This is a genomic window from Burkholderia sp. 9775_39, from assembly GCF_015712225.1.
Lineage (GTDB): Bacteria > Pseudomonadota > Gammaproteobacteria > Burkholderiales > Burkholderiaceae > Burkholderia > Burkholderia cenocepacia.
Genome location: NZ_JACCQC010000001.1, coordinates 572,951 through 597,567, shown reverse-complemented (window position 1 = coordinate 597,567; position 24,617 = coordinate 572,951). Strand labels below are relative to the sequence as shown.

The following is a 24,617-nucleotide window of genomic DNA, read 5'->3' as shown; positions in this document are numbered from 1 at the left end:
GAATCATGTGATGAACATGATAATGTCATTATCATACTCTGTTGGCCGGATGGTGCTTTCAGTACAATGATGGAAGGCGCCGCCGGCTGGCTGTTTCGCCGCTGCGCGGCGCGCGCTTGCGATTCCCTTCTGCCCACCGCTTCATGACCCCGATCAAGTTCATCCTGCGCTACACGGCGATCCCGTTCACGGCCATCGTCGCCGTGGTGATCTGGACTGTCATACCATCGTCGAAAGAGATCGATGCGAGACAATATGCGGCGCTGTCGCGCGCGTACGCGAGTTTCCCGCTGCCGTTCCGGCGCGAGATCTCGGACACGATGGAGCACGGCACGATCAACGACCGGCGCTATCAGGCGCTCGTGCGCGATTCGCTGGGCAACGGCGTCGCGCTGGACTGGCCGGCGTCGGGCGTCGGCGGCGTCGCCGACGAGCGGCAAAAACTGGCCGAACTGATTCAGGCCGATTCGGATCTTCAAAGGCAACGGCAATGAAAACCCTGCTGGTTTCTGTGGCATTCGCGATGATCATCGCGAGTTTGATCTTCGCGCTGTACTTCATGAATCACGATCGCGGCAAGTCCAAGCGGATGGCGTGGTCGCTCGCCGCGCGCGTCGGGTTGTCGGTCACGCTGTTCCTGTCGCTGCTGATCGCGTACAAGCTCGGCTGGATCGAACCGACCGGGTTGCCGATCGGGCGCTGACGCGCGATTGCCGCGCGGTTCGATCCCGCGTGATCGCACCGAAGTGGACTTGACGGCGAGAACCGGTGGTCGATCAGCCCGTGACGGCGGTTCGACCGGGGCAGGCAGCCGTCATGCGAGCGCGGAGAGCGTTGGGGCGGTGACCGCGCTGCCGGGCAGCGTGGGCAGTGCGTCGAGAAGCGATGCGGTGTACGGGTGCGACGGCGCGTCGAATACCTGCGTAACCGGGCCGCTTTCGACCACGCGGCCCCGCCGCATCACGAGAATCCGGTCGGCCACGTGATGCACGACGCCCAGGTCGTGCGAGATGAACAGCATCGCGGTGCCGTGTTCGGCCTGCAGATCGGCGAGCAGGTCGAGCATCTGCGCCTGGATCGACACGTCGAGCGCGCTGACCGGTTCGTCCGCGACGAGCAGCGCCGGGTTGGACGCGAACGCGCGCGCGATCGCGACGCGCTGGCGCTGGCCGCCGGACAATTCGCGCGGGTAACGGTCGAAGCACGCCGCGCCGAGCTGCACTTCGTCGAGCAGTTGCAGTACGCGGCGGCGGCGCGCGTCGCCGTGGAGTCCGGCCACCTCGAGCCCTTCGCCGATGATCCGGCCGACCGAATAGCGCGGATCGAACGAACTGTACGGGTCCTGGGCGATCAGTTGCAGCCGCGCCCGGCGGGTGCGCCGCGCGGCTTCGGGGATGCCGTTCCATGGCTGGCCGTCGAGCGTGACGGTGCCGGCGTCGGGTTCGACGAGCCCGAGCACGATGCGCGCGACCGTCGATTTGCCGGAACCGGATTCACCGACGATGCCGAGCGTCTCGCCGCGCGCGAGGGAGAACGACACGCCGTCGACGGCGGCAGGCGCATCGCGCTCGCCGTAGCGTTTCGTCAGCGCGTCGACGGCCAGCACCGGCGCCTGCGTGTCGATGCGCTTCGGCGGCAGGGGGACGCGCTCGGCGCTCGCCAGCCGGAATCCGCGCGACGCGGCGGTGGGAATTGCCGCGAGCAACGCACGCGTGTACGGATGCGCCGGTGAGCTCAGCACGTCGCGTGCCGGCCCCTGTTCGACGACCTGGCCCGCGCGCATCACGAGCACGCGGTCGGCCAGATCGGCAACGACCGCGAGGTCGTGGCTGATCAGCAGGATCGCGTCGCCGGCGTCCCGGCGCGCACGCAGCAGCGACAGGATCTGGCGTTGCACGGTCATGTCCAGCGCCGTGGTCGGCTCGTCGGCAATCAGCAGCGATGCACCGCCCGCGATCGCGGTGCCGATCAGCACGCGCTGCCGCAAGCCGCCCGACAACTGATGCGGATACTGCGGCAGCCGCCGCTCGGGATCGTCGATGCCGACCGCGCGCAGCAGGTCGGCGCTGCGCGCGGCGACATCGTGCCGGCGCGTATCGTGCAACGCCTCCGCGACGAGGTCGCGCACGCGCCACAGCGGGTCGAGCGACACCAGCGCGTCCTGCAGCACGTAGCCGATCCGGCGGCCGCGTATCGCGCGCCAGTCGCGCTCGCGATGGCCGCGCGCGTCGGTGCCGGCGATCTCGAATCGGGCCGCGTCGATCACGGCGCGCGGGCCGTTCAGCCCGACCAGACTGCGCGCGGTGACCGACTTGCCGGAGCCCGACTCGCCGACGAGCGCGACGCATTCGCCGGCATGCACGGCCAGGTCGAGCGGGCCGACGACGGCCTGGGTGCCTCGCGGGCCGCGAAACCCGATCGTCAGACGCTCGATGCGGACCAGCGGCACGGCGGCGTCGGTCGTTGCGCTCGCAACGGTATCGCGCGTGCTCATGCTGTCTCCCGGTGCTCGAAGCGCGCCTGCCAGTAGCCGCCGAGCGCATTCACGGCGATCACGGCCGCGGTGATCGCGAGGCCGGGCCACACCGCGATCCACCACGCGTTGTACAGATAGTTGCGGCCCTCGGCGAGCATCAACCCCCATTCCGCCGCGGGCGGCTGCGGCCCCATTCCGAGAAAGCTCAACCCCGACGTGCCGATGATCGCGGTGCCCAGCCCGATCGTCGCGAGGACCGGCACCTGCGCGATCGCATGCGGCAACACGTGCCGCCACACCAGTACCGCCGGCGCGAGGCCGAGGGTGCGCGCGTGCTCGACATAGCCGGACGCCGCGACGACGAAGGTTTGCGCCCGCACCACGCGTGCGAAGCGCGGTACCGACGCGACGCCGAGCGCGAACACGAGGTTGACCGCGCCGGGGCCGGTGAACGAGATCAGCATCAGCGCGAGCAGCAGGTCGGGGAAGGCGGACACGACGTCGAGCACGCGCGTGATCAGCTCATCGAGCCAGCCGCGCGCGAGGCCGGCGCACAGCCCGAGCGCGGTGCCGAACAGCGTCGCGACGCCGATCGCGGCCGCGCTGATCGACAGCGAGTAGCGGGCGCCATGCACGACCCGCGAGAAGATGTCGCGGCCGAGCTGGTCGGTGCCGAGCCAGTGCTCGGCGCTGCTGCCGAGCTGCGCGGACAGCGGATCGGCCGCCAGCGGGTCGTAGTGCGCGAGCCAGCCCGGTGCGACCACGGCGATCGCGTTCAGCAGCAGATACACGGCGGCGAGCGCGAGGCCCGGATGGCGGCGCAGCCAGCCGGCGGCGGCGAATGTGGCGGGCGTGCGCAACGTGAAGTCGATGGGCGTGGACATCGAAGTCTCCGGTTCAGCGCGCTGCGCGGCGGTCGCGCAGGCGGGGATCGATCAGCAGGTACAGCAGGTCGACGGCCGTGCTGAGCGTGACGTAGATGGCCGCCGACAGGATCGCGATCGCGAGGATCACCGGCATGTCCTTCGACAGCACCGCGTCGACCGTCACCTTGCCGAGGCCCGGCCGGCCGAACACCTGCTCGGTGATCACCGCGCCGCTCAGCAAGCCGCCGACGAGCCAGCCGGCGAGCGTGACGGCCGGCAGCGCCGCGTGGCGCAGCGCATGGCGCACCCGCAGCGCGAGCCCGCCGATGCCCCACGAACGCACCGTCAGCGCGTACGGCTCGTCGAGCGCGCGCTCGATGCCTTGCCGCAGCACGCGGCCGATCACCGCGCCCTGCGCGAGCCCGAGCGACAGCGCGGGCAGCACGAGCGACGCGAAGCCGCGATCGCCGGCCACCGGGAACAGCTTCAGCGTGAAGCTGAACACGAACAGCAGCATGATGCCGAGCCAGAACGACGGCGTCGACGCGAGCAGCAGTTCGACGCCCGATGCGGCGCGGCCGGCCCAGCGTCGGCCGGCGGTCAGTACCGCGAGGCCGACCGCGAATACGATCGTCACCACCAGCGCCGCGCCCGTCAGTTTCAGCGTCGGCCATAGCTGGCCGAGCACGAGCGGCGCGACGTCGGTGTTGAGGATGTACGAGCGGCCGAACTCGCCGTGCAGCACGCGCCACAGGTAATGCAGGTATTGCAGCGCGAGCGGCTCGTCGAGCCCCCATTCCTGGCGGATCGCGGCCTCGATCTCCGGCGTACTCAACTGCTCGCCGATCAGGATGCCGACGATATCGCCCGGCGCGAGATGCACGGCGGCGAACGACAGCGTCACCGCGGCCCACAGCACGAGCGCGCCGGTGGCGAGCCGCGTCGCGACCGGCGAACGCAGCCAGCGGCGCCACGCAGCCGGCGGCGCAGCGGCAGGCCGCGCGTCCGGGACGGCGACGAAAGCGGACGACGGACGGTTCATGGTCGATTCTCCTGTCGGGGCGGCGCGATGGGCGAGGCGAAGCAGGCCGGCACGCGTCGGCTTACTTCTTCACCCACACGTCGTACGGGTTCTCGGGCATCTGCGCGAACGAGCGGAAGCGCAAGCCCTGGACCGCCTTCGCGGCGGCGATCTGGTCTTCCGGCTCGTACAGCGGCAGCGCGTACGCCTGTTCGTTGATCGCGAAGCGCTGCAACTCACCGTACAGCTTCTTGCGCTCGGCGACGTTCTGCGTGCGCGCAGCCGCCTGCAGCCAGCGCGTCAGCTCGGGCGCCGCCGCACGGCTGTAGTTCAGCGCGCCGCCGCGGTCGACGGGCAGGTAGTGGCCTTCGATGTCGATGCCGTCCGGCGGCGTGTTCGAGTTCGCGATCGAACCGAACTTGCCGCTCTTGCGCGCCTCGACGTACGTGCCGTCGTCAACGTACTGAATCTTCAGGTCCACGCCCAGTCGTTGCCGCGCTTGTGCCTGCAGCGCCTGCAGCAGCACGTCGCGCTGGTCGCGCACGGTCGCCTGCGCCTGGACGACCGCGATCGTCAGCCGCTCGCCGTGCTTCGTGCGATAGCCGCCGCTGTCGCGCGCGCTCCAGCCGGCTTCATCCAGCAACTGGTTCGCGAGCTTCGGGTTGTTGCCGTAGGTCTTTTCGATCGACGCGTCGTAGAACGGATCGATCGGCGACGTGATGCCCCAGGCGCGCGTGCGCTCGCCGCGGTAGATCGACTGCACGATGCCGGTCGTGTCGAGCCCTTCGAGCAGCGCGCGGCGCACCTTCACGTCCTGTGTCGGGCCGTAGCCGACGTTCAGGAACAGCGAGTACGGCGTGCCGGTATTGAGCGCGCGGCGGTAGGTGAAATCGGCGTTCTTGCGGATCAGCGCGGCGTCGTTGCCGGACACGCCCTCGATCACGTCGACCTGGCCGGACAGCAGCGCGCCGGTGCGAACCGAAGATTCGGGCAGGAACCGGTAGACGATCCGGTCGAGATACGCGGGGCCCTGGTGGCCCGCGGTCGTCGGCGCCCAGCGATAGTCGGGATTCTTCGCGAACTCGATTTCCTGGCCCTTCACGTAGCGGCGCAGGATGAACGGGCCGGTGCCGGCGATGTCGGGGCCGCCGGATTTCAGGCCGGGCCGGTCGAACGCGTTCGGCGACAGCAGCGGCAGCCGGCCCGCGAACATCAGGAACGGCGCATACGGCGCGTCGAGCGTGATGACGACGGTGTGCTCGTCCGGCGTCTTGACGTCGGCGACGTGCGAGATCAGCCGCGCAAGCTGGCTGCCGGCCGCATACGACAGTTCGCGCGCGTTCAGGAAATTGCGGGCGACGGCCTTCGCGTCGAACGGCGCGCCGTCGGTGAACTTCACGCCGTCGCGCAGCGTGAACGTGTAGGTCTTGCCGTCGGCGGAGACCTTGTAGCCGGTCGCGAGCCACGGGACGTAGCTGCCGTCGGGCCTCTGCGCGAGCAGGCTTTCATACGCGTTGCGCAGCAGCAGCTCGACCTTGTCCTGGCCGTTCAGTTGCGGGTTCAGCGTGCGGGGCTCGGTTTCGACGCCCCAGGTCAGCGTGCCGCCCGCGACGGGCGCGCCCTGGGCGAACGCCGCATGCGGCAGCGCGAGCGCGAGCAGCAGTGCAGCCGATACGATGCGGCGCGACGCGTGCGGCGCGGAATCCGGAAATGCGAATGTCATGCGAGAAAGCCTTTTACGAGGTGGATAGCGGTGGATGCGGTTCGCGTCGTTTATGTGGGCCGGCGCGGCACGTCACGTCATGCGTTCGCGTGGATGCGCTCGTGGTCCCGGGCGGTATCGTCCGCTGTCGGGGCCGGGTAGAGATCCGGGATCAGGATTTTTCTCAGCCAGACGAGCGGCGTGCCGAGCGCATTCGTCGAGCGGTCGAACGGCTGATAGCCGCTGCGCTCGTAATACGACTGCAGCCATGGATGGTTGGTCGCGGTCGCGAGATACGTCGCCGGCGCCTTCACCTGCGACGCCAGGAACTGCGTCTCGACGTGCGCGATCAGCGCGTGTCCGAATCCCAGCCGCTTGAACGCTGGGGCGACCGCGAACCAGTGCAGGAACGGATAGGGCGTGCGATGGCGTTCGCCGGATACCCACGGAAACCGCACGGTCAACGTGGCCGCGAGGGCGGTACGGCCGTCGGGTGTCGCGTGTTCGAGCACGAACGTCGTTTCGCGCGCGATGGTCTGCGCGACGCGTTCGATCGGCGAGCGCGTGATCGTGAAGTGCACGCCCTGCGCCGCGAGCGGCGCGTAGGCGTTCTGCAGCAGCGCATAGACGGCCGGCACGTCGTCCGCGCCGGCGATGCGGATCGTATCGGTCATGGCGCGGTGCCTTCGAAGTGCGGTTGATGCGTGGTCGTGCGCGCGTTCCACCCGTCGCGCACCGCCGCGGCGTCGTGATCGTCGGCGGGCGCGCCGGCCAGCAACCGCAGCGACGCAATCCGCGGTGCGGCATCGGCGAGTGGCGTGTCGACGACGAATTCGGCAATCCCGTGACGACGATGCAACGCGTCGAACTCGCGCAGCACGTCGTCGCGCGTGCCGTGCACGATGCGCGTTTCGCGCGGGTCGATCCGGTGCGGGCCGCCGCCGGCCTGACGGATGTACGCATGCGCCTGTTCGACGCTGCCGACGTTGACGGCCGGCGTGTCGCCCACCTGCACGCGAAAGCCCTGATGGCCGCTCGCGAGCCGCGCGGCCGCGTCGCGGGTGCCGGCGACGATCGCGGAGACGGCCAGCAGCGGCGTGCGGCCGCCCGACGCTTCCCGATAGGTATCGAACGTACGCGCCAGATCCGTTGCCGATGCGTTCAGGTGCGACGCGTAGACGAACGCCCAGCCGAGCCGGGCGGCGAGCGTCGCGCTTTCCGCGCTCGCGCCGAGCAGGAACGGTTGCGCGGGCGTTGGCGGTCGCGGCGTCGCATGCAGCGTGGCCGCGTCCTCGCCCGTCGCATCGGTTGTCGCATCGTCACCGTGGAGATGGCGATTCAGCGCGTGGGCCAGATCGGCGAAGGGCGCGCGTCGCGCCGGATCGTAGCCGTCCTGCAGCGCGCGCGTCGACAGCGGCAGGCCGCCCGGCGCCTTGCCGATGCCGAGATCGACGCGGCCGGGCGCGAGCGACGCGAGCAGGTTGAAGTTTTCCGCGATCTTGTACGGACTGTAGTGCTGCAGCATCACGCCGCCCGATCCGACCCGAATGCGCCGCGTCTGCGCGAGCACGTGCGCGATCAGGATTTCCGGCGACGGGCACGCGAGCGCGGCCGTGTTGTGATGCTCGGCGAGCCAGTAGCGGTGGTAACCGGCCGCATCGGCGAAGCGCGCGAGCGAGACGCTGCGCGCCAGCGCGTCGGCGGCGGTTTCTCCGGGCGCGACGGGGCTCTTGTCGAGTACGCTCAAGCGGAACGGCAACGCGGACAAAGCGGACGAATCGGTGTGGGAGCGGATGGCGTCGAACGTCATGATGAAGCGATCGGCGCGGGTCGAAACGGCCGGATCAGCGGGTTTGGCATGCCGAATTATTTTGCGTCGTCGTTCGCACGGTCAAACAATCAAGAAGAATATCGAAAGCCGAAAATATTCGTTCCGGCCGACCGGGGGGCTTGCGTTATGGTCGTTGGCTGCGCGCCTCGCGGCGCGTGCGTGGAGCCTGCCCGACGATCTCCGGCGCGAGTACGCTCGCCGTCGCGATGGCCGCAGGCATGCCCCGATTCTCCGACCGAACGGAATCACGAGGAATCCGAATGAACGAGCAACGCGAACGACGTACGGCCTTCACGACGACCGGAGCCGCGTCATGAGCGGCGCACGCAGACGGCTCAAGACGCTCGTCGGCGCGGCGAGCGTGCTGTACGCGCCCGGCGATGCGGATGTCGCACAGGGCGTGCGGCGCGCGGCGTCGCTCGCGCGCAAGGCGGAAGCCGAGAAGATCACCGGCCTCTTTACCGCCGATCTGCTGCAGGCCGATGCGGCCGGCCTCGCCGGGACCACCGGCAGCCAGGAGCCGATCGTCGCGCTGGCGGCGCTGAGTCAGGCGACCTCGGCCATCGGGCTCGTCGCGACCGTATCGACGACGTATCACCATCCGTACAACCTCGCGCGGCTGATCGGCACGCTCGATCACGTGAGCGGCGGCCGCGCCGCGTGGAACGCGGTCACGTCGTCGGTCGGCGAGGAGAATTTCGGCGATGCCGCGCTGCCCGACCCGGAGCAGCGTTATGCGCGCGCGGCCGAATTCGTCGCGGTCGTCAACGCGCTGTTCGATGCGAACGATCCGCGTGCGACGCGTCGCGGGCCGGGCGGCGGCATCTCCGTCGATCCGCTCAAGCTCGGCGCGATCGACTATCGCGGCGCGCATTTCCAGGTACAGGGGCCGTTGAACGTGCCGCCTTCGGCGCAACGGCGGCCCGTGCTGTTTCAGGCGGGGCAGTCGGCAGGCGGCGTGGCGCTCGGCGCGCGGTATGCGGAAGTCGTCTACACGTCGCAGCCGACGCTCGACGATGCACGCGCGTTCGTCGCCGAGCTGCACCGGCAGGCGACTGCATTCGGCCGCGGCGACCGGCCGCCGCTCGTGATGAACTCGTTTCATTCGGTGATCGGCGAATCCGATGCCGACGTCGCGCGGCGCTTGCGCGACAAGCATGAGCGCATCGACTACGAACAGGGCAGGCTGAAGCTTGCCGACATGCTCGGCGGCGGTGTCGACCTGCGCGGCCTGCCGCTCGACCAGCCGTTGCCGGCATCGCTGCTGCCGGCGATCGACAGCGTGCACCGCCGGCGCGGGCGCGTGGCGATCTTCGTCGGCTATGCGCGCCAGCGGCTGACGCTGCGCGAGCTGATCGTGCGTGCGCAGGAGACCGGGCACTGGTTCGTCGCGGGTACGCCGGAGCAGCTCGCCGATGCGATCGAAACGCGCTATCGCGCGGGGCTCGTCGACGTGCTGTCGCTGCACGGGCTCGGCCAGCCGGACCAGGAGGACTTGTTGCTCAACGGCTTGCTGCCCGAGTTGCGTCGGCGCGACCTGCTCGATACCGACTATGTGGGCGGCGATTTCCGCGCGAACCTGGAACTGCCGGCGTTGCGGCGCGAGGCCGTGGCGGCGTGAACGGATGACCCGCGCACCGGGCGAGGACGTTGGCCGGTGCGCGGCTCGGCGCATATCGCGCGATCAGATATCCATCGCAAAAATAACCATTTGGTACACGCTTCGGCGCGCATTACAGTCACGCCTCCTGCCGGCTGCCACGCCGGTCGTTCCGACGTTATTTCAGAAATGCGCCACATGAATCGTTTGATGCGTTCCAGGGTCCGCCGTGCCGCGGCCGCGCTGTTCGTGCTCGGCCTCGCGCCGGTTTCCCATGCGGCCCAGCCGACGTTGCGCGTCGGCATCGACGCCGAGTCGTACCCGCCGTTCTTTTCGAAGGACGCCGGCGGTAAGTGGAAGGGCTGGGAAATCGACGTGCTCGATGCCGCGTGCGGCAAGCTGAACGTGCGGTGCGAGCTCACCGACATCGCGTGGGACGGCCTGATTCCTGCGTTGCAGAACCGCAAGATCGACGTGATCTGGTCGTCGATGACGATCACCGGCGAGCGGCAGAAAGCCATCGATTTCAGCCGTGCGTATTACGAATCGCCGACGGTGTTCGTCGGCGCGAAAAGCGACCGGCGCCGCGTCGACTGCGCGGTGCCCGCGACCTTCAAGGGCAGCGTGATCGGCGTCGAGGCCGGCACCAACTTCTCCGCGTTCCTCGATGCCCGCTTCAAGCAGGACGCGCAGATCAAGGCGTTCGACAAGTTCGACAATGCGCTCGCGGATCTGGTGTCCGGCCGCGTCGACTACGTGCAGGAAGGCAAGGGGCTGTTCACGGCGTTCCTCGCGTCGCGCGACGGCAAGGACTTCGAGATCAAGGCCACGTGCGCGGACAATCCGGTGCTGGGCCTCGGCATCGGCGCGGGCGTGCGCCATGGCGATGCGCTGCGCGGCAAGCTGTCGACCGCGATCGCGCAATTGCAGCAGGACGGCACGTGGGATGCGATCACCGCCCGCTATCCGAACCTGAAGGGCACGATCGAGAAGGGGCGTTGAGCGCATGGCCGCGGACGATTCGCTGCTCGCGTTGCTCGCCTTCGGCGACGGCGGTTATGGCCGCGTGTTCGCGGGCGCGTTCGCGCTGACGTTCGGCGTCGCGGCCGCGTCGTTCTGCACCGGCGTGCTGCTCGGCATCGCCGGCGCGCTCGGCAAGCTGTCGCGATACGCGGCGCTCGTGTGGCTGGCGCGGCTCTACACGATGCTCGTGCGCGCGCTGCCGGAGCTGTTGTGCCTGCTGCTCGCGTTCTACGCGGTCGCACCGGCCATCGAGAACGCGTTGCGCGGCAGCCGCATCGTAGCCGGCGACTTCGCGTTCGACCCGTTCGTCGTCGCCGCGCTGTCGCTCGGTTTCATCCAGGGTGCGTATCTCACCGACATCTTGCGCGCGGCGCTCGTCAACGTGCCGGTCGGGCAGATCGAAGCCGCGCACGCGTACGGGATGACGCCCTGGCAGACGTTCACGCGTATCCGGCTCCCGGCCGCGGCGCGGCTCGCGCTGCCGGGCGTCGGCAACGTGTGGCTGAACGCGACCAAGGACGCGTCGTTCATCAGCGTACTCGGATCGTTCACGGATCTGCTGAAGGCGAGCCAGCTCGCGGCCGGTGCGACGCGGCACTACGTCTTCTTCTATCTGGTCACGGCCGCGCTGTTCCTGCTGCTGAGCATCACGTCGACGGGCATTTTCGCGGCGCTCGAGCGGCATGCGAACCGCGGCACGACGCGCGCGACGACATGATCTTCTCGCTGCCGTTCCTGCTCGACACGGTGATGCCGAAGCTGCTCGCCGCGGTGCCGACCACGCTCGCGCTGACGCTCGTATCGGGTGCGGCCAGCGTGCTGCTGGGCGTGCCGCTCGCGCTCGCCGCCGGTGCGCGCCATGCGCCGCTGCGCTGGTCCGCGCACGGCTGGCTGATGCTGATCCGCGGCACGCCGCTCCTCGTTCAGCTCTATCTGCTGTACTACGGATTCGGGCAGATCGTCCCGCGCGAATGGATGCGCGACAGCTGGGCGTCGCCGCTGCTACGCGACGCGTTCTGGTACGCGATCGTCGCGCTGAGCGTGAACGAGAGCGCGTACGTGGCGACAATCCTGCGCGGCGCGATCGCCGGCGTGCCAGCCGGTGAGATCGAGGCCGGCCACGCATACGGGATGACGCGCATGCAGGTGCTGCGCCGCATCGTCGGCCCGCGTGCGTGGCGGCTTGCGCTGCCCGCGCTCACCGGCGAGGCGATCCTGCTGCTGAAATCGACCGTCCTCGCGTCGACCGTGACCGTGTTCGACGTGATGGGCACGGCCAATACGCTGCGCTTCGAGACGTTGCGCGTGTACGAACCGCTGGCCGGTGCGGCGATCGTCTATGTCGTGCTGGTCGCGTTGCTGACCATTCCCGCCGCCCGCGTCGAGCAGCGCATCAATCGCTACCTGACGCGCCAGCCCGACGAACGGGTGCCCGCACGGCGCAGCCGCGCGTCGTCGGGCGCGTGGGCGGCCCCCAACTGATTCCTGCCTTGGTACCGATGTCGACGATGTCCGATCCTCGCCCCTTGCTGTTTTCCCTGTATGAACAAGCCAGCGTCGGCTGCGGCGGCGCGCCGAGCCTGTGGACCCATCCGGCCGACGAACGGCTGCGCGCGAATACCCTTGCGTTCTGGTCGAACCTCGCGCGCACGGCCGAGCAGGCCGAGCTCGACATGCTGTTCTTCGCGGACGTGCTCGGCCTGTACGACGTCTATGGCGGGTCGGCCGACGCGGCGGTGCAGTGGGCGGTCGAGGCGCCCGCGAACGATCCGATGATGCTGATTCCGGCGCTCGTCGCGCAGACCGAACGGCTCGCATTCGGGGTGACGGCGAGCACGACCTACGAGCACCCGTTCGCGCTCGCGCGTCGCTTCAGCACGCTCGACCACCTGAGCCACGGCCGGATCGGCTGGAACATCGTGACGTCCTACCTGACGAGCGCGGCGCGCAACTTCGGGCTCGACCAGATGATCGGTCATGACGAACGCTACGCACGCGCCGAGGAATTTCTCGACGTCGCGTACAAGCTTTGGGAAGGAAGCTGGGCGGACGACGCGGTCGTCGCCGACAAGCACGCGCCGCGCTATGCGCGTGGCGAGCGCGTGCGGCCGATCGCGCACGAAGGCACGCACTACCGCGTGCAGGGGCCGCACGTCTGCGCGCCGTCACCGCAGCGCTCGCCCGTGCTGATCCAGGCCGGCTGGTCGGGGCGCGGGCGCGCGTTCGCGGCGAAGCACGCGGAGGTGGTGTTCGTCGCGAAATCGGATCCGCACGAGATTCGCGCGGGCCTCGACGAGATTCGGCGGCTCGCGGCCGAACGCGGCCGCGCAGCGGACGACGTGAAGTCGCTGACGGTGCTGCGGATCGTCACGGCGCGCTCGTCGAGCGACGCGAAGGAGAAGTATCACGCGCTGCAGCAGCACTATCACCTGCACGCGCAACTCGTCAGCTATGCGGGCGACACCGGCATCGACATCGACCGCTATGCGGACGACGAACCGCTGACGACGCAGACGGAAGGCCTGACGTCCTACGTGGTGAGGCCGGACGGCAGCGGCAAGCCGCTCACCGCCGGCGACGTGCGGCGCAAGTTCGCGAGCGTCACGCGCGGCACCGACCTGATCCTCGTCGGCGCGCCGGACGAAGTCGCGGACCAGCTCGCCGAGCATGCGCGGCAGTCGACGACGAGCGGCTACATGATCAACCCGCTGATCAGCCCGGGCACGCTCGACGATTTCGCCGAACTGATCGCGCCTGAGCTGAAGAAGCGCGGCCTGTACCGGACGACGCCGGCGAGCGGCACCTTCCGTTCACGGCTGGGCGGCCGCGACCGCCTGCCGGACACGGCCTATGGCGCGTCGTTCCGGTTTCCCGTGCCGGAAGCGGGCTGACCGGCCGACCAATGCCGAACGACTTTCATCGGAGTGGCGTGACATGATCGATGACGTACTGTTCCTGCCGCACCTGCATCGTGCCGACCGGAATCTTCCGGCATGAATGGCGCGACGAACGAAACCATGGAGGCGACGCGGCGCGAAGCTCGACCCCGTCGATCGGTGTCGCCGCCCGTCCTGAGCGCCACGGGCATCGCGAAACGCTTCGACGCGACCGTCGCGCTGGCGGCGCTCGACCTGTCGATCGGCGCCGGCGAAGTCGTCGCGCTGATGGGCGCGAACGGCGCGGGCAAGTCGACTTTCGTCAAGATCCTGAGCGGTGCGCTGCAAGCGGACGACGGCACGCTGACGCTGCGCGGCGAACCGTATCGGCCGGCGTCGCCGCACATGGCCAAGCGGCTCGGCGTCGCGACCGTGCACCAGTCGGTGGCCGACGCCGTCGTGCCGACGCTGTCGATCGCCGACAACCTGCTGCTGGACCGGCTGTGTGACCCGACGTCGCCGTGGCGCGCGCCGCCGGCCGCGCGGCGTGCCGCGGCGCGTTCGCTTGCCGAGCGGGTCGGGCTCGACGTCGAGCTGGCGACGCCGCTCGCATCGCTGTCGCTGGCCGACCAGCAGCGCGTGACCTTGGCGCGTGCGCTGGCCGGGCAGCCGTCGTTGCTGATTCTCGACGAGCCGACCGCCAGCCTGTCGGCGACGGAGGCCGAGCGGCTGTTCGAGCTGGTGGACGCGTTGCGTCGCGATGGCGTCGCCACCCTGCTGGTGTCGCATCGGCTCGGCGATCTGCGTCGCATCGCCGATCGCGCGGCGATCGTTCGCGACGGCCGGATCGTCGCGGATCTGGCCGCGCCGATCGATTTCGACGCCGCGGTGGAAACGATGATCGGCCGGCCGTTGCCGCGTACGCGTGCACCGGCGCCGGCACTCGCGCCGGCGCGTGCCGGGCTGGCCGGCTCGGGATCGAGCTCAGGCTCCGGCTCGGGATTCAGCGTGCGGCAGATCCGGCTGACACCGACCAGCACGCCGTTCGACCTCGAGGTCCGGCGCGGCGAGATCGTCGCGATCGCGGGCCCGGTCGGCGGCGGCAAGTCGCGTTTCGCGCGGACGATTTTCGGCGCGGTGCGGGCGGCGGCCGGCGAGATGACGCTGGACGGCCGGCCGTGGCGGCCACGCTCGCCGGCGGACGCTATTCGCGCCGGCGTCTTCCTGGCCGGAGAGGATCGCTGGCGCACGTCGTTGTTTCCCGACAGCGTGCCGTTTGCCTCGATCGCGGGCACGATCGGCTTTCCGTTCCTGTCGCGCTGGTTCGCGGGCGGCGCGGTGCGCCGAGCCCGCGAACGCACGGCCGCCGCGGCCGCGATCGCGCGGTTCGGCATTCTCTGCGAGGGGCCGGACGATCGCGTCGCGCACCTGTCCGGCGGCAACCAGCAGAAGGTCGTGCTCGCGCGTTGGCACGCCGAGCTCGCGCGGCTGTTGCTGCTCGACGAACCGTTCCAGGGCATCGATGCGGGCGCGCGCGCCGATATCGTCGATACGCTGCGGCGTCATGCGCATGAACGTGCGACGCTCGTGTTCGTCAGCGATCTCGAGGAAGCGGCCGAGATCGCCGATCGGATCGTGCGGTTCGATCGCGCGACGCTCGATGGCCTGTCTCCGACTTCTTCCATCGTGGGTGCCCGCTCATGAAACCCGTGACTTCTTCTTCCGCTGTGCGTCAGGCCGCCCCCGTCGAACGATCGTCGAGCACGGGGCCGGCGCGCATCCGCGATGCGCTCGAACGGACGGGCATCCTGCTCGTGCTGGCCGTCCTCGTGGTGGTGTTCGCGCTCAGGGAGCCTGCGTTCCTGAACCTCGACAATTTGTTCAGCATCCTGCAGGCCGTGTCGATCGTCGCGTTGCTCGGCGTCGGGGTGACGGTCACGCTCGCGGCCGGCGGTTTCGACCTGTCGGTCGGCAGCGTGGCCGCGACCGCGCAGATGGCCGCGAGCTACGTGCTGGTCGTCTGGCACGGCAGCGCGTGGGCGGCCGTGATCGCGTGCGTCGTGCTCGGCGTGGCCGCCGGGTTGTTCAACGGCTTGCTGATTACGCGGCTGCGCGTGCCCGACCAGCTCGCGACGCTCGGCACGCTGTTCCTGCTGGCCGGCCTGCAGTTGATCCCGACCGGCGGCCGTTCGCTCGCGACCGGCTCCGTGCTGCCCGACGGCACGGATGCGACGGGCGTGTTCCCCGACGCGTTTCTCGCGCTCGGCCGGCTGCGCGTATTCGACGTCGTACCGTTGCCGGTGCTGGTGCTCGCGGCCGTGACGGTGCTGGCCTGCATCACCATGGAAGCGACGCGCTGGGGCCGCGTGATCTATGCGATCGGCGGCAACGAAACGGCTGCGCGGCTGGCCGGTGCGCCGGCCGCGCGCTACCGTGTCGCCGCGTATGTCGTGTCGGGCGCGATCGCGTCGCTGGGCGGCGTGCTGATCGCCGCGCGAGTCGGCCGCGGCGACGTCAGCGCGGGACACTCGCTGCTGCTCGACGCGGTGGCCGCCGCACTGATCGGTTACGCGGTGTGGGGCGCGAAGCGGCCCAACGTGTTCGGCACGGTCGTCGGCGCGGTGTTCGTCGGCGTGCTGCTCAACGGGCTGACGATGCTGAACGCGCCCTACTATATGCAGGATTTCATCAAGGGCGTGCTGCTCGTGCTGGCCTTGGCGTTTACGTTCGGCATCGGTCGCCGGGCGGATGCCCGGGCGTGACGGGCGAGGTCGCCAAGCGTCGGCTCGGGAATGGACGGGTTCGAAGCACGCCCGGGCTGAACCGTTTGTTATCCAAAGTAATATCGATTGCCGAATCGGTCGGTTTGAGTTCGCGTGCCGCGCTGATAGATTGAGCCGATATCGTCCTGTATGGAGACCGACACGTCATGCGCTCGTTGCTTCGCCGAAAGTCGCGCCTCGAACCGAAACTCGGTGCACTCGTATTGGGCGCCGCACTCGCGCTCGGTGTGCCCACCGCGCACGCCGGCCCGCTCAAGGGCGCGCCCGCGCCGTTCGACAAGGGCGGCGTGAAGATCGCGCTCGTCAACTACCTGTCGACCGGCGATTTTTTCCAGGCCTACGAAGCCGGCGCGCAGAAGCAGGCACGCGCGCTCGGCGTCGATCTGCGCATCTACGAAGGGCGGCAGGACGCGGCCGAGCAGCGCGAGCAGATCCAGCAGGCGATCAGCATCGGCGTGTCCGCGATCATCGTCAATCACGGCTTGCCGGAATCGCTGAAGGACGTCGTTCAGCGTGCGCTGGACAAGGGGATCAAGGTCGTCGCGTTCGACGTCGATCTCGCCAATCCGAAGGTGCCGCAGATCGAGCAGAACGATCGCGACCTCGCGAACCTGCTGCTCGATCAGGCCGTGAAGGACAACGGCGACGCGTTCTCCGCCGGGTACGTGTACGTGGCAGGATTCGCGCCGCTCGACCGGCGCGACGCCGCGTGGCGCGATTTCAAGCGCGCGCACCCGAAGGTGCAGGAAAAGGCGCGCTGGGGCACCGTCGACAATCCGATCGCGCAGTCGGTCGCGAACCAGGCGGCCGCCGCGTACCGTGCGAATCCGGACATTCGCGTCGTGTTCGCCCCGTACGACGAGTTCGCGCGCGGCGCGAAGCTCGCGGCCGACGAGGCCCGGCTGTCGTCGAAAATCCGCATCTACAGCGCGGACGTGTCGACGGCCGACATCGCGGCCATCCGCGCGCCGAACAGCGCGTGGGTCGCGACGGCCGCGACCAATCCGGCGGTCGTCGGCGCCGTGTCGGTGCGGGCCGCGGCGCTGCTGGTCGCCGGGCAAAACCCGGGCGCGCGCATCGCGGTCAAGCCGACGCTGATCACGCGCGACGATCTCGTGAAGAACGACATTCATACCGTGGCCGAACTCGGCGCGAAGTTTCCGGCGTTCCGCGCGAGCGACGCGGCAACCGCCCCCTGGATTCCGGCGATCGACTGATCGCCCCGGCACGCAGCGAACCGATCGGTCGCGTGCGTGCCGCTTACCCGTGACTTGACCATGACGACCCTGAACGACTATCTCGCCCACAAGCGCGATGCGTGGCACGCGAAGCAGCAGGCTGCCCGCAACGATCCCGATTTCAAGGCGACGCCACTGAAGGCGACCGTGCGCGCGCTTGGCCGCAGCGGTGTGCGCGAGATCCGGATCCGCGACTTCCAGGTGATCAGCGACAGCCCGCCCGATTTCGCGGGCTACAACCTCGGGCCCGCGTCGCCCGAGCTGCAGCTCGGCGTGCTCGGCAGTTGCCTCACGCACATCACGTTGATCCAGGCCGCGGAGCGGGGCCTGAAGATCGATGCGATCGAAGTCGAAGTCACCGGCGACCAACATCCGCTCGCGCAGCAGCCGGGGTTCGAGCATGTTCCGGTATTCCCGCACAACATCCGCTATACGCTCGACATCGTGTCGCCGGAGCCGCCGGAGACCATCCGCGCGTTGCATCAGGCAGTCGAAGCGGTGTGCCCGATCTTCAACCTGCTGAGGCTGCCGCAGCACATCGACGGGGAATTGCGGCATACCGGCGCGTGATGCGCTGACGGATTGCTGCACGGCCGAGTTTGGAAGTGCAATCGAGGTATTGTGATAAGAATACTTATCCCGACGGTCGCGATACGAACGCATGGCGTTGACGGAGTCGCGCCATCACGAGCCCGACGAAGGCAGTCACGACGCTAGTTGCCCGATTCCTTCGTCACGTCATGACGATAGGCGCGCGGCGAGCAGCCCACGATCCGCTTGAACGCATGGCCGAACGCGCTATCCGAGTCGTAGCCGAGCCGTTGCGCGATCGTCGAGATCGACGCGTTCGAGCGGCGCAGTTCGCGCATCGCCAGCTGGATCCGCCAGCGCAGCACGTATTCGAGCGGCCCGAACCCGAGCCGCCGCTTGAAATGCAGCGCGAACGTCGACCGCGATACGTGGCAGCAGGCCGCCAGCGCGTCGACGGTCCAGCGCCGCTCGGGCGCCGCGTGAATCGCGGCCAGCGCCGCGCGGACCCGCGCATCCGCGAGCCCGGCCAGCCACCCGACATCGCCGTTCGCGCCGGTGTCCACGTAGCGCCGCAGGATCTGCACCAGCATCATGTGTCCGAGATGCCGGATCATCAGCGACCCGCCCGGCGACGACGCGCCGAATTCCCGTGCGAGTTGCTGCAGCGACCAGCGCAGCACCGCCGCCGATTCGGAATCCCCGCTCACGATCACCACGGGCGGCAGGCTGCCGAGCAGCAGCGGCATGCGTTCCTCGTACGCGAAGCGGCCGCCGATCAGAAAGCAGTCGGCCGGCTCGCCATAGTGCGCGATACCGCGTTCGACATGCCGGTACACGTCGGCGGCCGGCACCGGCGCGACCGACGGATCGCTCGCCAGCGAAAATGCCCGCGGCGCGGCGAGCAGGAAGCAGTCTCCCGTACGCAGCCGAACAGGTGGCCCCGCACCGTCGACGGTCAGCCAGCAACTGCCTTCGACCACCGCGTTGAACTTGATTCCGTCGGGCGGGGGCAGGTCGACCGCCCACGGGCCGCCGGCCCGCAGGCCGGTGAAAAACGAGTCGCGCGTTTCCAGCAGCGACAGCACTTCCGATAGCGGGTCCACGCGCAATTCCCGGACGATCTCGACGAAAAACCGGATTCTATTGCATTCACGGTCCGGATGCGCGGCCGGAGAATGGGTTCGTGCAGTGACGCGGCCGATGGGCGGCCTCGAGCTTCGCACCCCGTTCCTGGAGCCTTCGATGACGAGCAGGCAGCATCCCCTTCATTCCGGATTCGACGCCGCCTCGACGGCGAGCGACGTCCTGGCCGGCCTCGACCTGCACGGCAAGACCGCCATCGTCACGGGCGGCCATTCGGGTCTCGGCCTCGAAACCACGCGGGCGCTGGCGCAGGCCGGTGCGCACGTCGTCGTCGGCGCACGGAGCGTCGCGGCCGCGCGCGAGGCGACGCGCGACATCGACGGCGTGGAAATCGCGACGCTCGATCTCGCGGACGCCGCGAGCGTGGCCGCATTCGCCGCGCGGTTCGTCGACGCGCGGCGCGACGTGCACATCGTCATCAACAGCGCGGGCATCATGGCGTGCCCGGAGACTCGCTTGGGCGACGGAAGGGAAGCGCAGCTGGCCGTCAATCACCTCGGTCACTACGCGCTCGTCAACCGGCTGTGGCCGGCGATCGCGCACGGCGACGGCGCGCGCGTGGTCGCGGTGTCGTCGCTCGGGCACCGGCTGTCGCCGATCCGCTGGGACGATATCGATTTCGCGCGCGGGTACGACAAATGGCTGGCGTACGGGCAGTCGAAAACGGCCAACGCGTTGTTCGCGGTGCAGCTCGACGTGCTCGGCGCGCCGTTCGGTGTCCGCGCGTATTCGCTGCATCCCGGCAAGATCGCGACGCCGCTGCAGCGTCATCTGACGCGCGAGGAAATGATGGCGCAGGGCTGGATCGACGAGCACGGCGTGCCGATCGATCCGACTTTCAAGACGCCCGCGCAGGGCGCGGCAACCCAGGTATGGGCGGCGACGTCGCCGCGCCTGGCCGGTCTCGGCGGTGTCTATTGCGAGGATTGCGACGTCGCGACGGTGACGCGCGGCAACGAGGAATCGGGCGTGCGGCCGCATGCGATCGATCCGGAGGACGCGGCGCGGCTGTGGGCGTGGTCCGCGGCGGCGACGGGCGTCGATGCCTTTGCGGGGCGGGGCTGACGCCCAGGTATTCGCCGGGCCGGGCGGCGCGCGGGTATCGGCGGCGGTACGACACCCGCGCGCGGCAACCTATCCGCGCGCCTGCCGCAGCGCGCGCCCCATCGCCGCGATCGGCATCGCGGCGATCGAATTCAGCAACCGCATTTCCCCGGCGTCCGGATGCGCGATGTTTCGCACTTCATCGAGCGTCTCTCCGACGTGACGATCGAGCGGCTCGAGAAAGCGCTGCAGTTCGCTGGTGGCCGCTTTCTCCCTGAGCCCTAGCGCATGACCGAATGCGACCAGCGCATTCGTGTCGATATCGGCGAACCGCGTCGCATTCCCGAGCGGCATCGTCAGCTCGCAGTGCGGCCAATGATCGCCGCGGTGGTCGGGCCGGTGCGTCGGCGTGTGATACACGACCGTGCTGACGATGTCGTAGAACGGTGCGAGCCGGTAGCCGCGCGCGTCGACGAAGAACGACAGATTCTTCAGGTGCGCGTCGGCATTGCCGACCACCACGTTGAACACGGTCCAGCGGAACACCGACAGACGCGTGAGCGCGCGCGTGCTGGTGCGGTCGATCGCGCGGGCCAGCTCCTGCGCATTCGCTCGCTGGTACTTGAAACCGCGGTCGTAGTTGAGCAACTGCATCGCGTCGATCGTATGCACGCGTGCGGCCCGTTCGGACGCGACGTCGCGGTCGAACCGGTCGATCACGTAGCAGGCGGACGGCGCGCGCAGGAAATGCACGTCGGGCACGTCGAGCCCCATCTTCTTCGCGAGCCGCATGCAGAAGAACTCGTTGATCGCCGAATGCGGATAGCCGGCCGCGCGCATGTCGGGTTTGAGCAGGTGCATCGACGGTTCGCTGCCGACCGGCTCGAACAGCGCGTGGTCGGGCGCGTCGCCGCGCAGCACCAGTAGCAGTTTCTGCTGCGCGCCGGCCGCCGACATGCGCTTGGGCGCGGTGGCTGTCAGCGCGCGCTCGGGCATCGCCTGGATCCGGTGCTCGAGCTCGTCGAGCGGCAGCGGTTGCAGGTCGCCGGGCGTTTCCTGCTCGCCGTCGGTCAGCAGCGTCAGCGCGCCGGCCGATTCGCGGCCGAAGTACGCGAGCAGGCCCCACGCGTCGGCCGCATCGACCTTCGCCTCGCGCGCGAGCGACGTGCGCATGCCTTCCTCGGGCAGCAGATTGTCGAAGAACCACTGGACCGGGCGATCGGTGGACGTGTCGGTGAACACGTCTGCGCGGAGCGGGAACGCCGGCGACAGCGGATACGCGGTGGGTGACGCAAGCCATTGCGGGTCGTACGCAAACGACCAGATCCCCTTGTCGTCGGCCAGCGTGCCCATGCGCACGCCGTTAGCGGACGCGATCAGCGTTCTAGCCGCCATGGCTGCTCCTGCGGCGTTGGGTGGCCTTCAGCGCGGTCGCTTCGGAAATCTCGATCGCCGACTCGGCGTACAGCCGCACGCCGAGCTCACTCAGCAGCAGCATGACCTTGCCGATTTGTGCGGTCGGCTTGCCGGCTTCCACCTGGCTGATGAATTTCGGCGACAGCCCGGTCGCGTTCGCGAGTTCGTCCCGGGTGAACCCCTGCTGGATTCGCGCCGCGCGAATGAAATGGGCGAGCGCGCCGATCGTGTCGACGGATTGGGACTCCGACATGACATTCTCCGTGCTTCGTATCTGAACGGGAACACTATTGCATAACTCGCCGGCTTGGACCGTGATTCGTATTCGTGCGGGAACGAATGGATTGTTCCGATAAGCGGCGGCGTGATTTCGTTCCCGATTGGGAACGGACGGTGAGAAAAGGAGGGTGGAGGCGAGGTTCGTATCTGACCGGATACGGAGAAAGACGGCGTCGGCGCCGGCGTGCGCGCGTCCGACGGGCACGCCGGACAGGGCTCCGATGGATGCCGCAGCGGCAATCCGTCCGCCGCCGTTCCGCGCCTCGAGCAGCGGCAGGCGATCCCGCGCACAGCTCCGGCACCTTCGCCGCTGACGCACAGTGTGCGCAGAACGCCCCTTTCTACAATCCCATCCGACTTGCTACACCCGCCGCCTACCCGGAAAGCAGGCCCGAGCCTTGCGACCGGCAAGCGTCGTCGGCGGCGTTCGCACATGACGATTTGCACGGGAGGCGCGCATGGAACCGATGCCGGTCGTACTGCAGTGGCACGACGTTCTCGTCAGGATCGGGCTGGCGCTCGTCGCGGGTGGCCTGATCGGCTTCGATCGCAGCGAATCCGGCAAGACGGCCGGACTGCGCACGACGATCCTCGTCTGTCTCGCCGCGTGCCTGTCGATGCTGCAGGTCAATGCGCTGCTGCTGCAGGCGGGCAAGCCGGAGGGCGCGTTCTCGGTGCTCGACCTGATGCGGCTGCCGCTCGGCATCCTGACCGGGATGGGCTTCATCGGCGGCGGCGCGATCCTTCATCGCGACGGCCTGGTGTCCGGCGTCACCACGGCCGCGACGCTGTGGTTCGTGACGGTCATCGGGCTGTGCATCGGCGGCGGCCAGTTGTCGCTCGGCGCGCTCGGGCTGGTGCTCGCGCTGCTGGTCGTCTGGCCGCTGCGGTTCGTCGAGCGGCGCTTGCGGGGCGTCCGGACCGCGCTGGTGACGGTCGAATATCCGCTCGGCTCGGCTGCACGCGAACAACTGGCCGCGAAGCTGCGCGATGCGGGTTTCACGTGCCGGACGAAAAGCTTCTGCGAAACGACCGCGCGCGCGGTGCGCCAGGAAGAACTGTTCGTGCAGTGGCGCGAAGCGGCCGGCGCCGACGTGATGCTGAAGCAACTGATGCGGATCGTCGAGTCGGCCGGCCTGACGTCGGTGCGCTGCTCGACGGAGAACTGACGCGCGCGGCGGCCGGAACGCGCGATGCTGCATTGCGCAGGCCGCCGTGGGCGGCTTATCAAGGAGCGAAACATGACATGTGTATCGGAAGTGATGACGCGCGACGCCGCGACCATCGGCCCGACGCAGAGCCTGCGCGATGCGGCCAAGCTGATGAGCGACCTGAACGTCGGCGCGCTGCCCGTGTGCGACGGCACGCGGCTGATCGGCATGCTGACGGACCGCGACATCGTCGTGCGCGCGGTGTCGATGGGCGTGCCGCCGAACGAATCGATCGAGGGCGTCGTCAGCGGGCCCGCGAACTGGTGCTACGAGGACGACGACATCTCGGCGGTGCAAAAGAAGATGGAAGACGCGCAGATTCGTCGCGTGCCGGTGGTCGACCGGCAGAAGCGGCTGGTCGGCATCGTCGCGCTGGGTGATCTGGCGACCGCCGCGGACGGCGCGATGTCGTCGACGCTCGGCGCGGTATCGGCGCCGTCGCGCCCGGATCGGTGATCGCCATGGCACACCAGGGGAACGACATGAACCAAGACAGGGAAACGCAGATTCGCGAGCGGGCGTACCAGCTGTGGCAGGCGGACGGCGCGCCGGACGGCAGGGCCGACGAATACTGGCAGCGGGCCGAGCAGCAACTCGATGCGCAGGGCAGCAGCGCGGACGGGCGCGCCGAGCAGACGGCGGATTTGCCGGCCGACCAGGCCGCGAAGCGCCGCGTTCCGGGCGAGCCGCTGCAGGACGTCGATGCGTTGCCGACCAGCGAGGTCGCGCACGAAAGGCGGCGCACGCGGTGAAGCGCGGGCCGCCGGCCGGCGGTGTCGAAAATCCGGCAGGCGGCACGGTTCGCGCGATCGGTTAGCCGTCCTCGCCCACTTCGGTCGGGTCCGGCAAGTCGGGCAGATCGTCGTCGGGCTCCGGCGGCGGAATGTCCGGCGTGTCGGTCATGTCTTCGTCGTTCGGTGTCGCGTTCGTCGCGTGCGTCGCGCTCATGATCGTCCTCCTCGGCATCGAAAGGGCGCCGGCGTGCAGCCGGCATGCCGCTTTCGAGCATCGTGCGTGCCGCGCTTCGTTTCCGCATCGGCACGGCCGCGTGCGCTGTCCTGACTGCGCCGGATGACGCGTCGCTTGTAATTTCTGTAGCGGATCGACCGGCTGGCGGTGCGCAGACGCAGCCCGATGACGGCATGCCGCTTGCTGAAAGCGGTGCAGGCCGCCGCATCGCCCGTCGCGGCGTGGTGCGGCGCAACGCAGTCCTCATCCGGACAGGGAGACATTCATGACCGAGCACAGTCAACGGCAGGATCCCGCGTCGCCCGACGCGGCGCGTGAGGCGGCCGACGCGCCGCAGCGGCGCAACCCGACCCCCGGCGGCGGCGAATCGACCGCGCGCCCCGGCCACGCGCCGGGCGGCGGCGAACTCGACACGATTCCGGACGATCAGGCACGCAAGGTCGTGCCGGACGACCCGCGCCAGACCGAGGTGCGCGATCCGGCCGGCCAGCCGTGGCCGGACGAGCACGACGCGCCGGACGATTCTGGAAATCGGCCGCGGCCGCTGTAGCGCGCGCGTCGGCCGAATGGTCGCGTCCGGTTCCACACCGCCAACCACGCACCGGAGT

Annotated in this window: 26 protein-coding genes; 16 read left to right on the top strand and 10 right to left on the bottom strand. The window is 69.2% G+C overall.

The genetic code is table 11. From position 1 onward, the window contains the following. Positions 1-143: 143 nt before the first annotated feature. The gene (locus H0X90_RS02595; RefSeq protein ID WP_006489163.1) at positions 144-494 is read left to right on the top strand and encodes a hypothetical protein; all 351 of its coding nucleotides are present in this window, start codon (positions 144-146) and stop codon (positions 492-494) included. Then, the gene (locus H0X90_RS02590; protein ID WP_006489184.1) at positions 491-703 is read left to right on the top strand and encodes a twin transmembrane helix small protein; all 213 of its coding nucleotides are present in this window, start codon (positions 491-493) and stop codon (positions 701-703) included. The genes H0X90_RS02595 and H0X90_RS02590 overlap by 4 nt, the downstream gene beginning before the upstream one ends. Before the next feature lie 111 nt (positions 704-814). Here H0X90_RS02590 and H0X90_RS02585 read toward each other — a convergent pair whose 3' ends face one another. The 6 genes from H0X90_RS02585 to H0X90_RS02560 all read right to left on the bottom strand — a co-directional run bounded on the left by H0X90_RS02585 (position 815) and on the right by H0X90_RS02560 (position 7,875). Next, positions 815-2,494, bottom strand: coding sequence for an ABC transporter ATP-binding protein (locus tag H0X90_RS02585; protein ID WP_077189040.1), 1,680 nt, complete (start codon positions 2,492-2,494; stop codon positions 815-817). Beyond that, positions 2,491-3,360 (bottom strand): ABC transporter permease, encoded by an 870-nt coding sequence (locus H0X90_RS02580; protein ID WP_077175850.1) that lies wholly within the window; start codon positions 3,358-3,360, stop codon positions 2,491-2,493. Before H0X90_RS02580 ends, H0X90_RS02585 begins: the two co-directional genes overlap by 4 nt. A gap of 13 nt (positions 3,361-3,373) precedes the next feature. Next, the gene (locus H0X90_RS02575) at positions 3,374-4,384 is read right to left on the bottom strand and encodes an ABC transporter permease (RefSeq protein WP_006489154.1); all 1,011 of its coding nucleotides are present in this window, start codon (positions 4,382-4,384) and stop codon (positions 3,374-3,376) included. A 61-nt stretch (positions 4,385-4,445) separates the two neighbouring features. Next, positions 4,446-6,086, bottom strand: a complete 1,641-nt coding sequence (locus tag H0X90_RS02570) for an ABC transporter substrate-binding protein (protein WP_077189039.1) — start codon at positions 6,084-6,086, stop codon at positions 4,446-4,448. Between the two features lie 77 nt (positions 6,087-6,163). After that, positions 6,164-6,739 carry a GNAT family N-acetyltransferase gene (locus H0X90_RS02565; RefSeq protein WP_060264644.1) on the bottom strand — a complete coding sequence of 192 codons (576 nt, stop codon included), beginning with the start codon at positions 6,737-6,739 and terminating at the stop codon, positions 6,164-6,166. Further along, positions 6,736-7,875, bottom strand: a complete 1,140-nt coding sequence (locus H0X90_RS02560; protein ID WP_077189038.1) for an MsnO8 family LLM class oxidoreductase — start codon at positions 7,873-7,875, stop codon at positions 6,736-6,738. Before H0X90_RS02560 ends, H0X90_RS02565 begins: the two co-directional genes overlap by 4 nt. Positions 7,876-8,209: 334 nt before the next feature. Here H0X90_RS02560 and H0X90_RS02555 point away from each other — a divergent pair, with 334 nt between their 5' ends. The 9 genes from H0X90_RS02555 (at position 8,210) to H0X90_RS02515 (ending at position 17,986) form a co-directional block, all read left to right on the top strand. Further along, positions 8,210-9,517, top strand: coding sequence for an NtaA/DmoA family FMN-dependent monooxygenase (locus tag H0X90_RS02555; RefSeq protein WP_077189037.1), 1,308 nt, complete (start codon positions 8,210-8,212; stop codon positions 9,515-9,517). A 177-nt stretch (positions 9,518-9,694) separates the two neighbouring features. After that, positions 9,695-10,498, top strand: coding sequence for a transporter substrate-binding domain-containing protein (locus H0X90_RS02550; RefSeq protein WP_077176926.1), 804 nt, complete (start codon positions 9,695-9,697; stop codon positions 10,496-10,498). Between the two features lie 4 nt (positions 10,499-10,502). Continuing rightward, positions 10,503-11,237 carry an ABC transporter permease gene (locus H0X90_RS02545; protein WP_006498235.1) on the top strand — a complete coding sequence of 245 codons (735 nt, stop codon included), beginning with the start codon at positions 10,503-10,505 and terminating at the stop codon, positions 11,235-11,237. Further along, complete coding sequence (locus H0X90_RS02540) at positions 11,234-12,001, top strand: ABC transporter permease (RefSeq protein WP_062886050.1); 768 nt, start codon at positions 11,234-11,236, stop codon at positions 11,999-12,001. The genes H0X90_RS02545 and H0X90_RS02540 overlap by 4 nt, the downstream gene beginning before the upstream one ends. Positions 12,002-12,027: 26 nt before the next feature. Continuing rightward, on the top strand, positions 12,028-13,410 hold the full coding sequence (locus H0X90_RS02535; protein ID WP_077189060.1) for an NtaA/DmoA family FMN-dependent monooxygenase: 1,383 nt from the start codon (positions 12,028-12,030) through the stop codon (positions 13,408-13,410). Between the two features lie 102 nt (positions 13,411-13,512). Beyond that, complete coding sequence (locus H0X90_RS02530; RefSeq protein WP_077189036.1) at positions 13,513-15,099, top strand: sugar ABC transporter ATP-binding protein; 1,587 nt, start codon at positions 13,513-13,515, stop codon at positions 15,097-15,099. Continuing rightward, on the top strand, positions 15,096-16,157 hold the full coding sequence (locus H0X90_RS02525; protein ID WP_077189035.1) for an ABC transporter permease: 1,062 nt from the start codon (positions 15,096-15,098) through the stop codon (positions 16,155-16,157). The genes H0X90_RS02530 and H0X90_RS02525 overlap by 4 nt, the downstream gene beginning before the upstream one ends. Positions 16,158-16,324: 167 nt before the next feature. Continuing rightward, positions 16,325-17,395, top strand: a complete 1,071-nt coding sequence (locus tag H0X90_RS02520) for a substrate-binding domain-containing protein (protein ID WP_077189034.1) — start codon at positions 16,325-16,327, stop codon at positions 17,393-17,395. A gap of 60 nt (positions 17,396-17,455) precedes the next feature. Continuing rightward, positions 17,456-17,986 (top strand): OsmC family protein, encoded by a 531-nt coding sequence (locus H0X90_RS02515; protein ID WP_077189033.1) that lies wholly within the window; start codon positions 17,456-17,458, stop codon positions 17,984-17,986. 143 nt (positions 17,987-18,129) lie between these two features. Here the strand turns inward: H0X90_RS02515 and H0X90_RS02510 are convergent, their stop codons facing one another. Next, entirely contained in the window at positions 18,130-19,050 is a 921-nt protein-coding gene (locus H0X90_RS02510; RefSeq protein ID WP_006489183.1) for an AraC family transcriptional regulator, read from the bottom strand. 139 nt (positions 19,051-19,189) lie between these two features. Here H0X90_RS02510 and H0X90_RS02505 point away from each other — a divergent pair, with 139 nt between their 5' ends. Then, positions 19,190-20,155 carry an SDR family NAD(P)-dependent oxidoreductase gene (locus H0X90_RS02505; RefSeq protein WP_102898702.1) on the top strand — a complete coding sequence of 322 codons (966 nt, stop codon included), beginning with the start codon at positions 19,190-19,192 and terminating at the stop codon, positions 20,153-20,155. A gap of 69 nt (positions 20,156-20,224) precedes the next feature. Here H0X90_RS02505 and H0X90_RS02500 read toward each other — a convergent pair whose 3' ends face one another. Together H0X90_RS02500 and H0X90_RS02495 are read right to left on the bottom strand one after the other, a co-directional pair. Beyond that, positions 20,225-21,529 carry a HipA domain-containing protein gene (locus H0X90_RS02500; protein ID WP_077189032.1) on the bottom strand — a complete coding sequence of 435 codons (1,305 nt, stop codon included), beginning with the start codon at positions 21,527-21,529 and terminating at the stop codon, positions 20,225-20,227. Next, positions 21,519-21,803, bottom strand: coding sequence for a helix-turn-helix transcriptional regulator (locus H0X90_RS02495; RefSeq protein WP_058903630.1), 285 nt, complete (start codon positions 21,801-21,803; stop codon positions 21,519-21,521). The genes H0X90_RS02500 and H0X90_RS02495 overlap by 11 nt, the downstream gene beginning before the upstream one ends. 484 nt (positions 21,804-22,287) lie before the next feature. Between H0X90_RS02495 and H0X90_RS02490 the strand changes: the two genes are divergently transcribed. The 3 genes from H0X90_RS02490 (at position 22,288) to H0X90_RS02480 (ending at position 23,792) form a co-directional block, all read left to right on the top strand. Further along, the gene (locus H0X90_RS02490) at positions 22,288-22,998 is read left to right on the top strand and encodes an MgtC/SapB family protein (protein WP_034203575.1); all 711 of its coding nucleotides are present in this window, start codon (positions 22,288-22,290) and stop codon (positions 22,996-22,998) included. Between the two features lie 72 nt (positions 22,999-23,070). Beyond that, a complete protein-coding gene (locus H0X90_RS02485) occupies positions 23,071-23,496 on the top strand; it encodes a CBS domain-containing protein (RefSeq protein ID WP_006489155.1) in 426 nt (141 codons plus the stop codon). 26 nt (positions 23,497-23,522) lie between these two features. Continuing rightward, complete coding sequence (locus tag H0X90_RS02480; protein WP_077189058.1) at positions 23,523-23,792, top strand: DUF2934 domain-containing protein; 270 nt, start codon at positions 23,523-23,525, stop codon at positions 23,790-23,792. A 61-nt stretch (positions 23,793-23,853) separates the two neighbouring features. Here H0X90_RS02480 and H0X90_RS36010 read toward each other — a convergent pair whose 3' ends face one another. Beyond that, positions 23,854-23,988 carry a hypothetical protein gene (locus H0X90_RS36010; RefSeq protein ID WP_256858284.1) on the bottom strand — a complete coding sequence of 45 codons (135 nt, stop codon included), beginning with the start codon at positions 23,986-23,988 and terminating at the stop codon, positions 23,854-23,856. A gap of 286 nt (positions 23,989-24,274) precedes the next feature. Here H0X90_RS36010 and H0X90_RS02475 point away from each other — a divergent pair, with 286 nt between their 5' ends. Next, a complete protein-coding gene (locus H0X90_RS02475) occupies positions 24,275-24,559 on the top strand; it encodes a hypothetical protein (protein ID WP_012493736.1) in 285 nt (94 codons plus the stop codon). Positions 24,560-24,617: the final 58 nt, after the last annotated feature.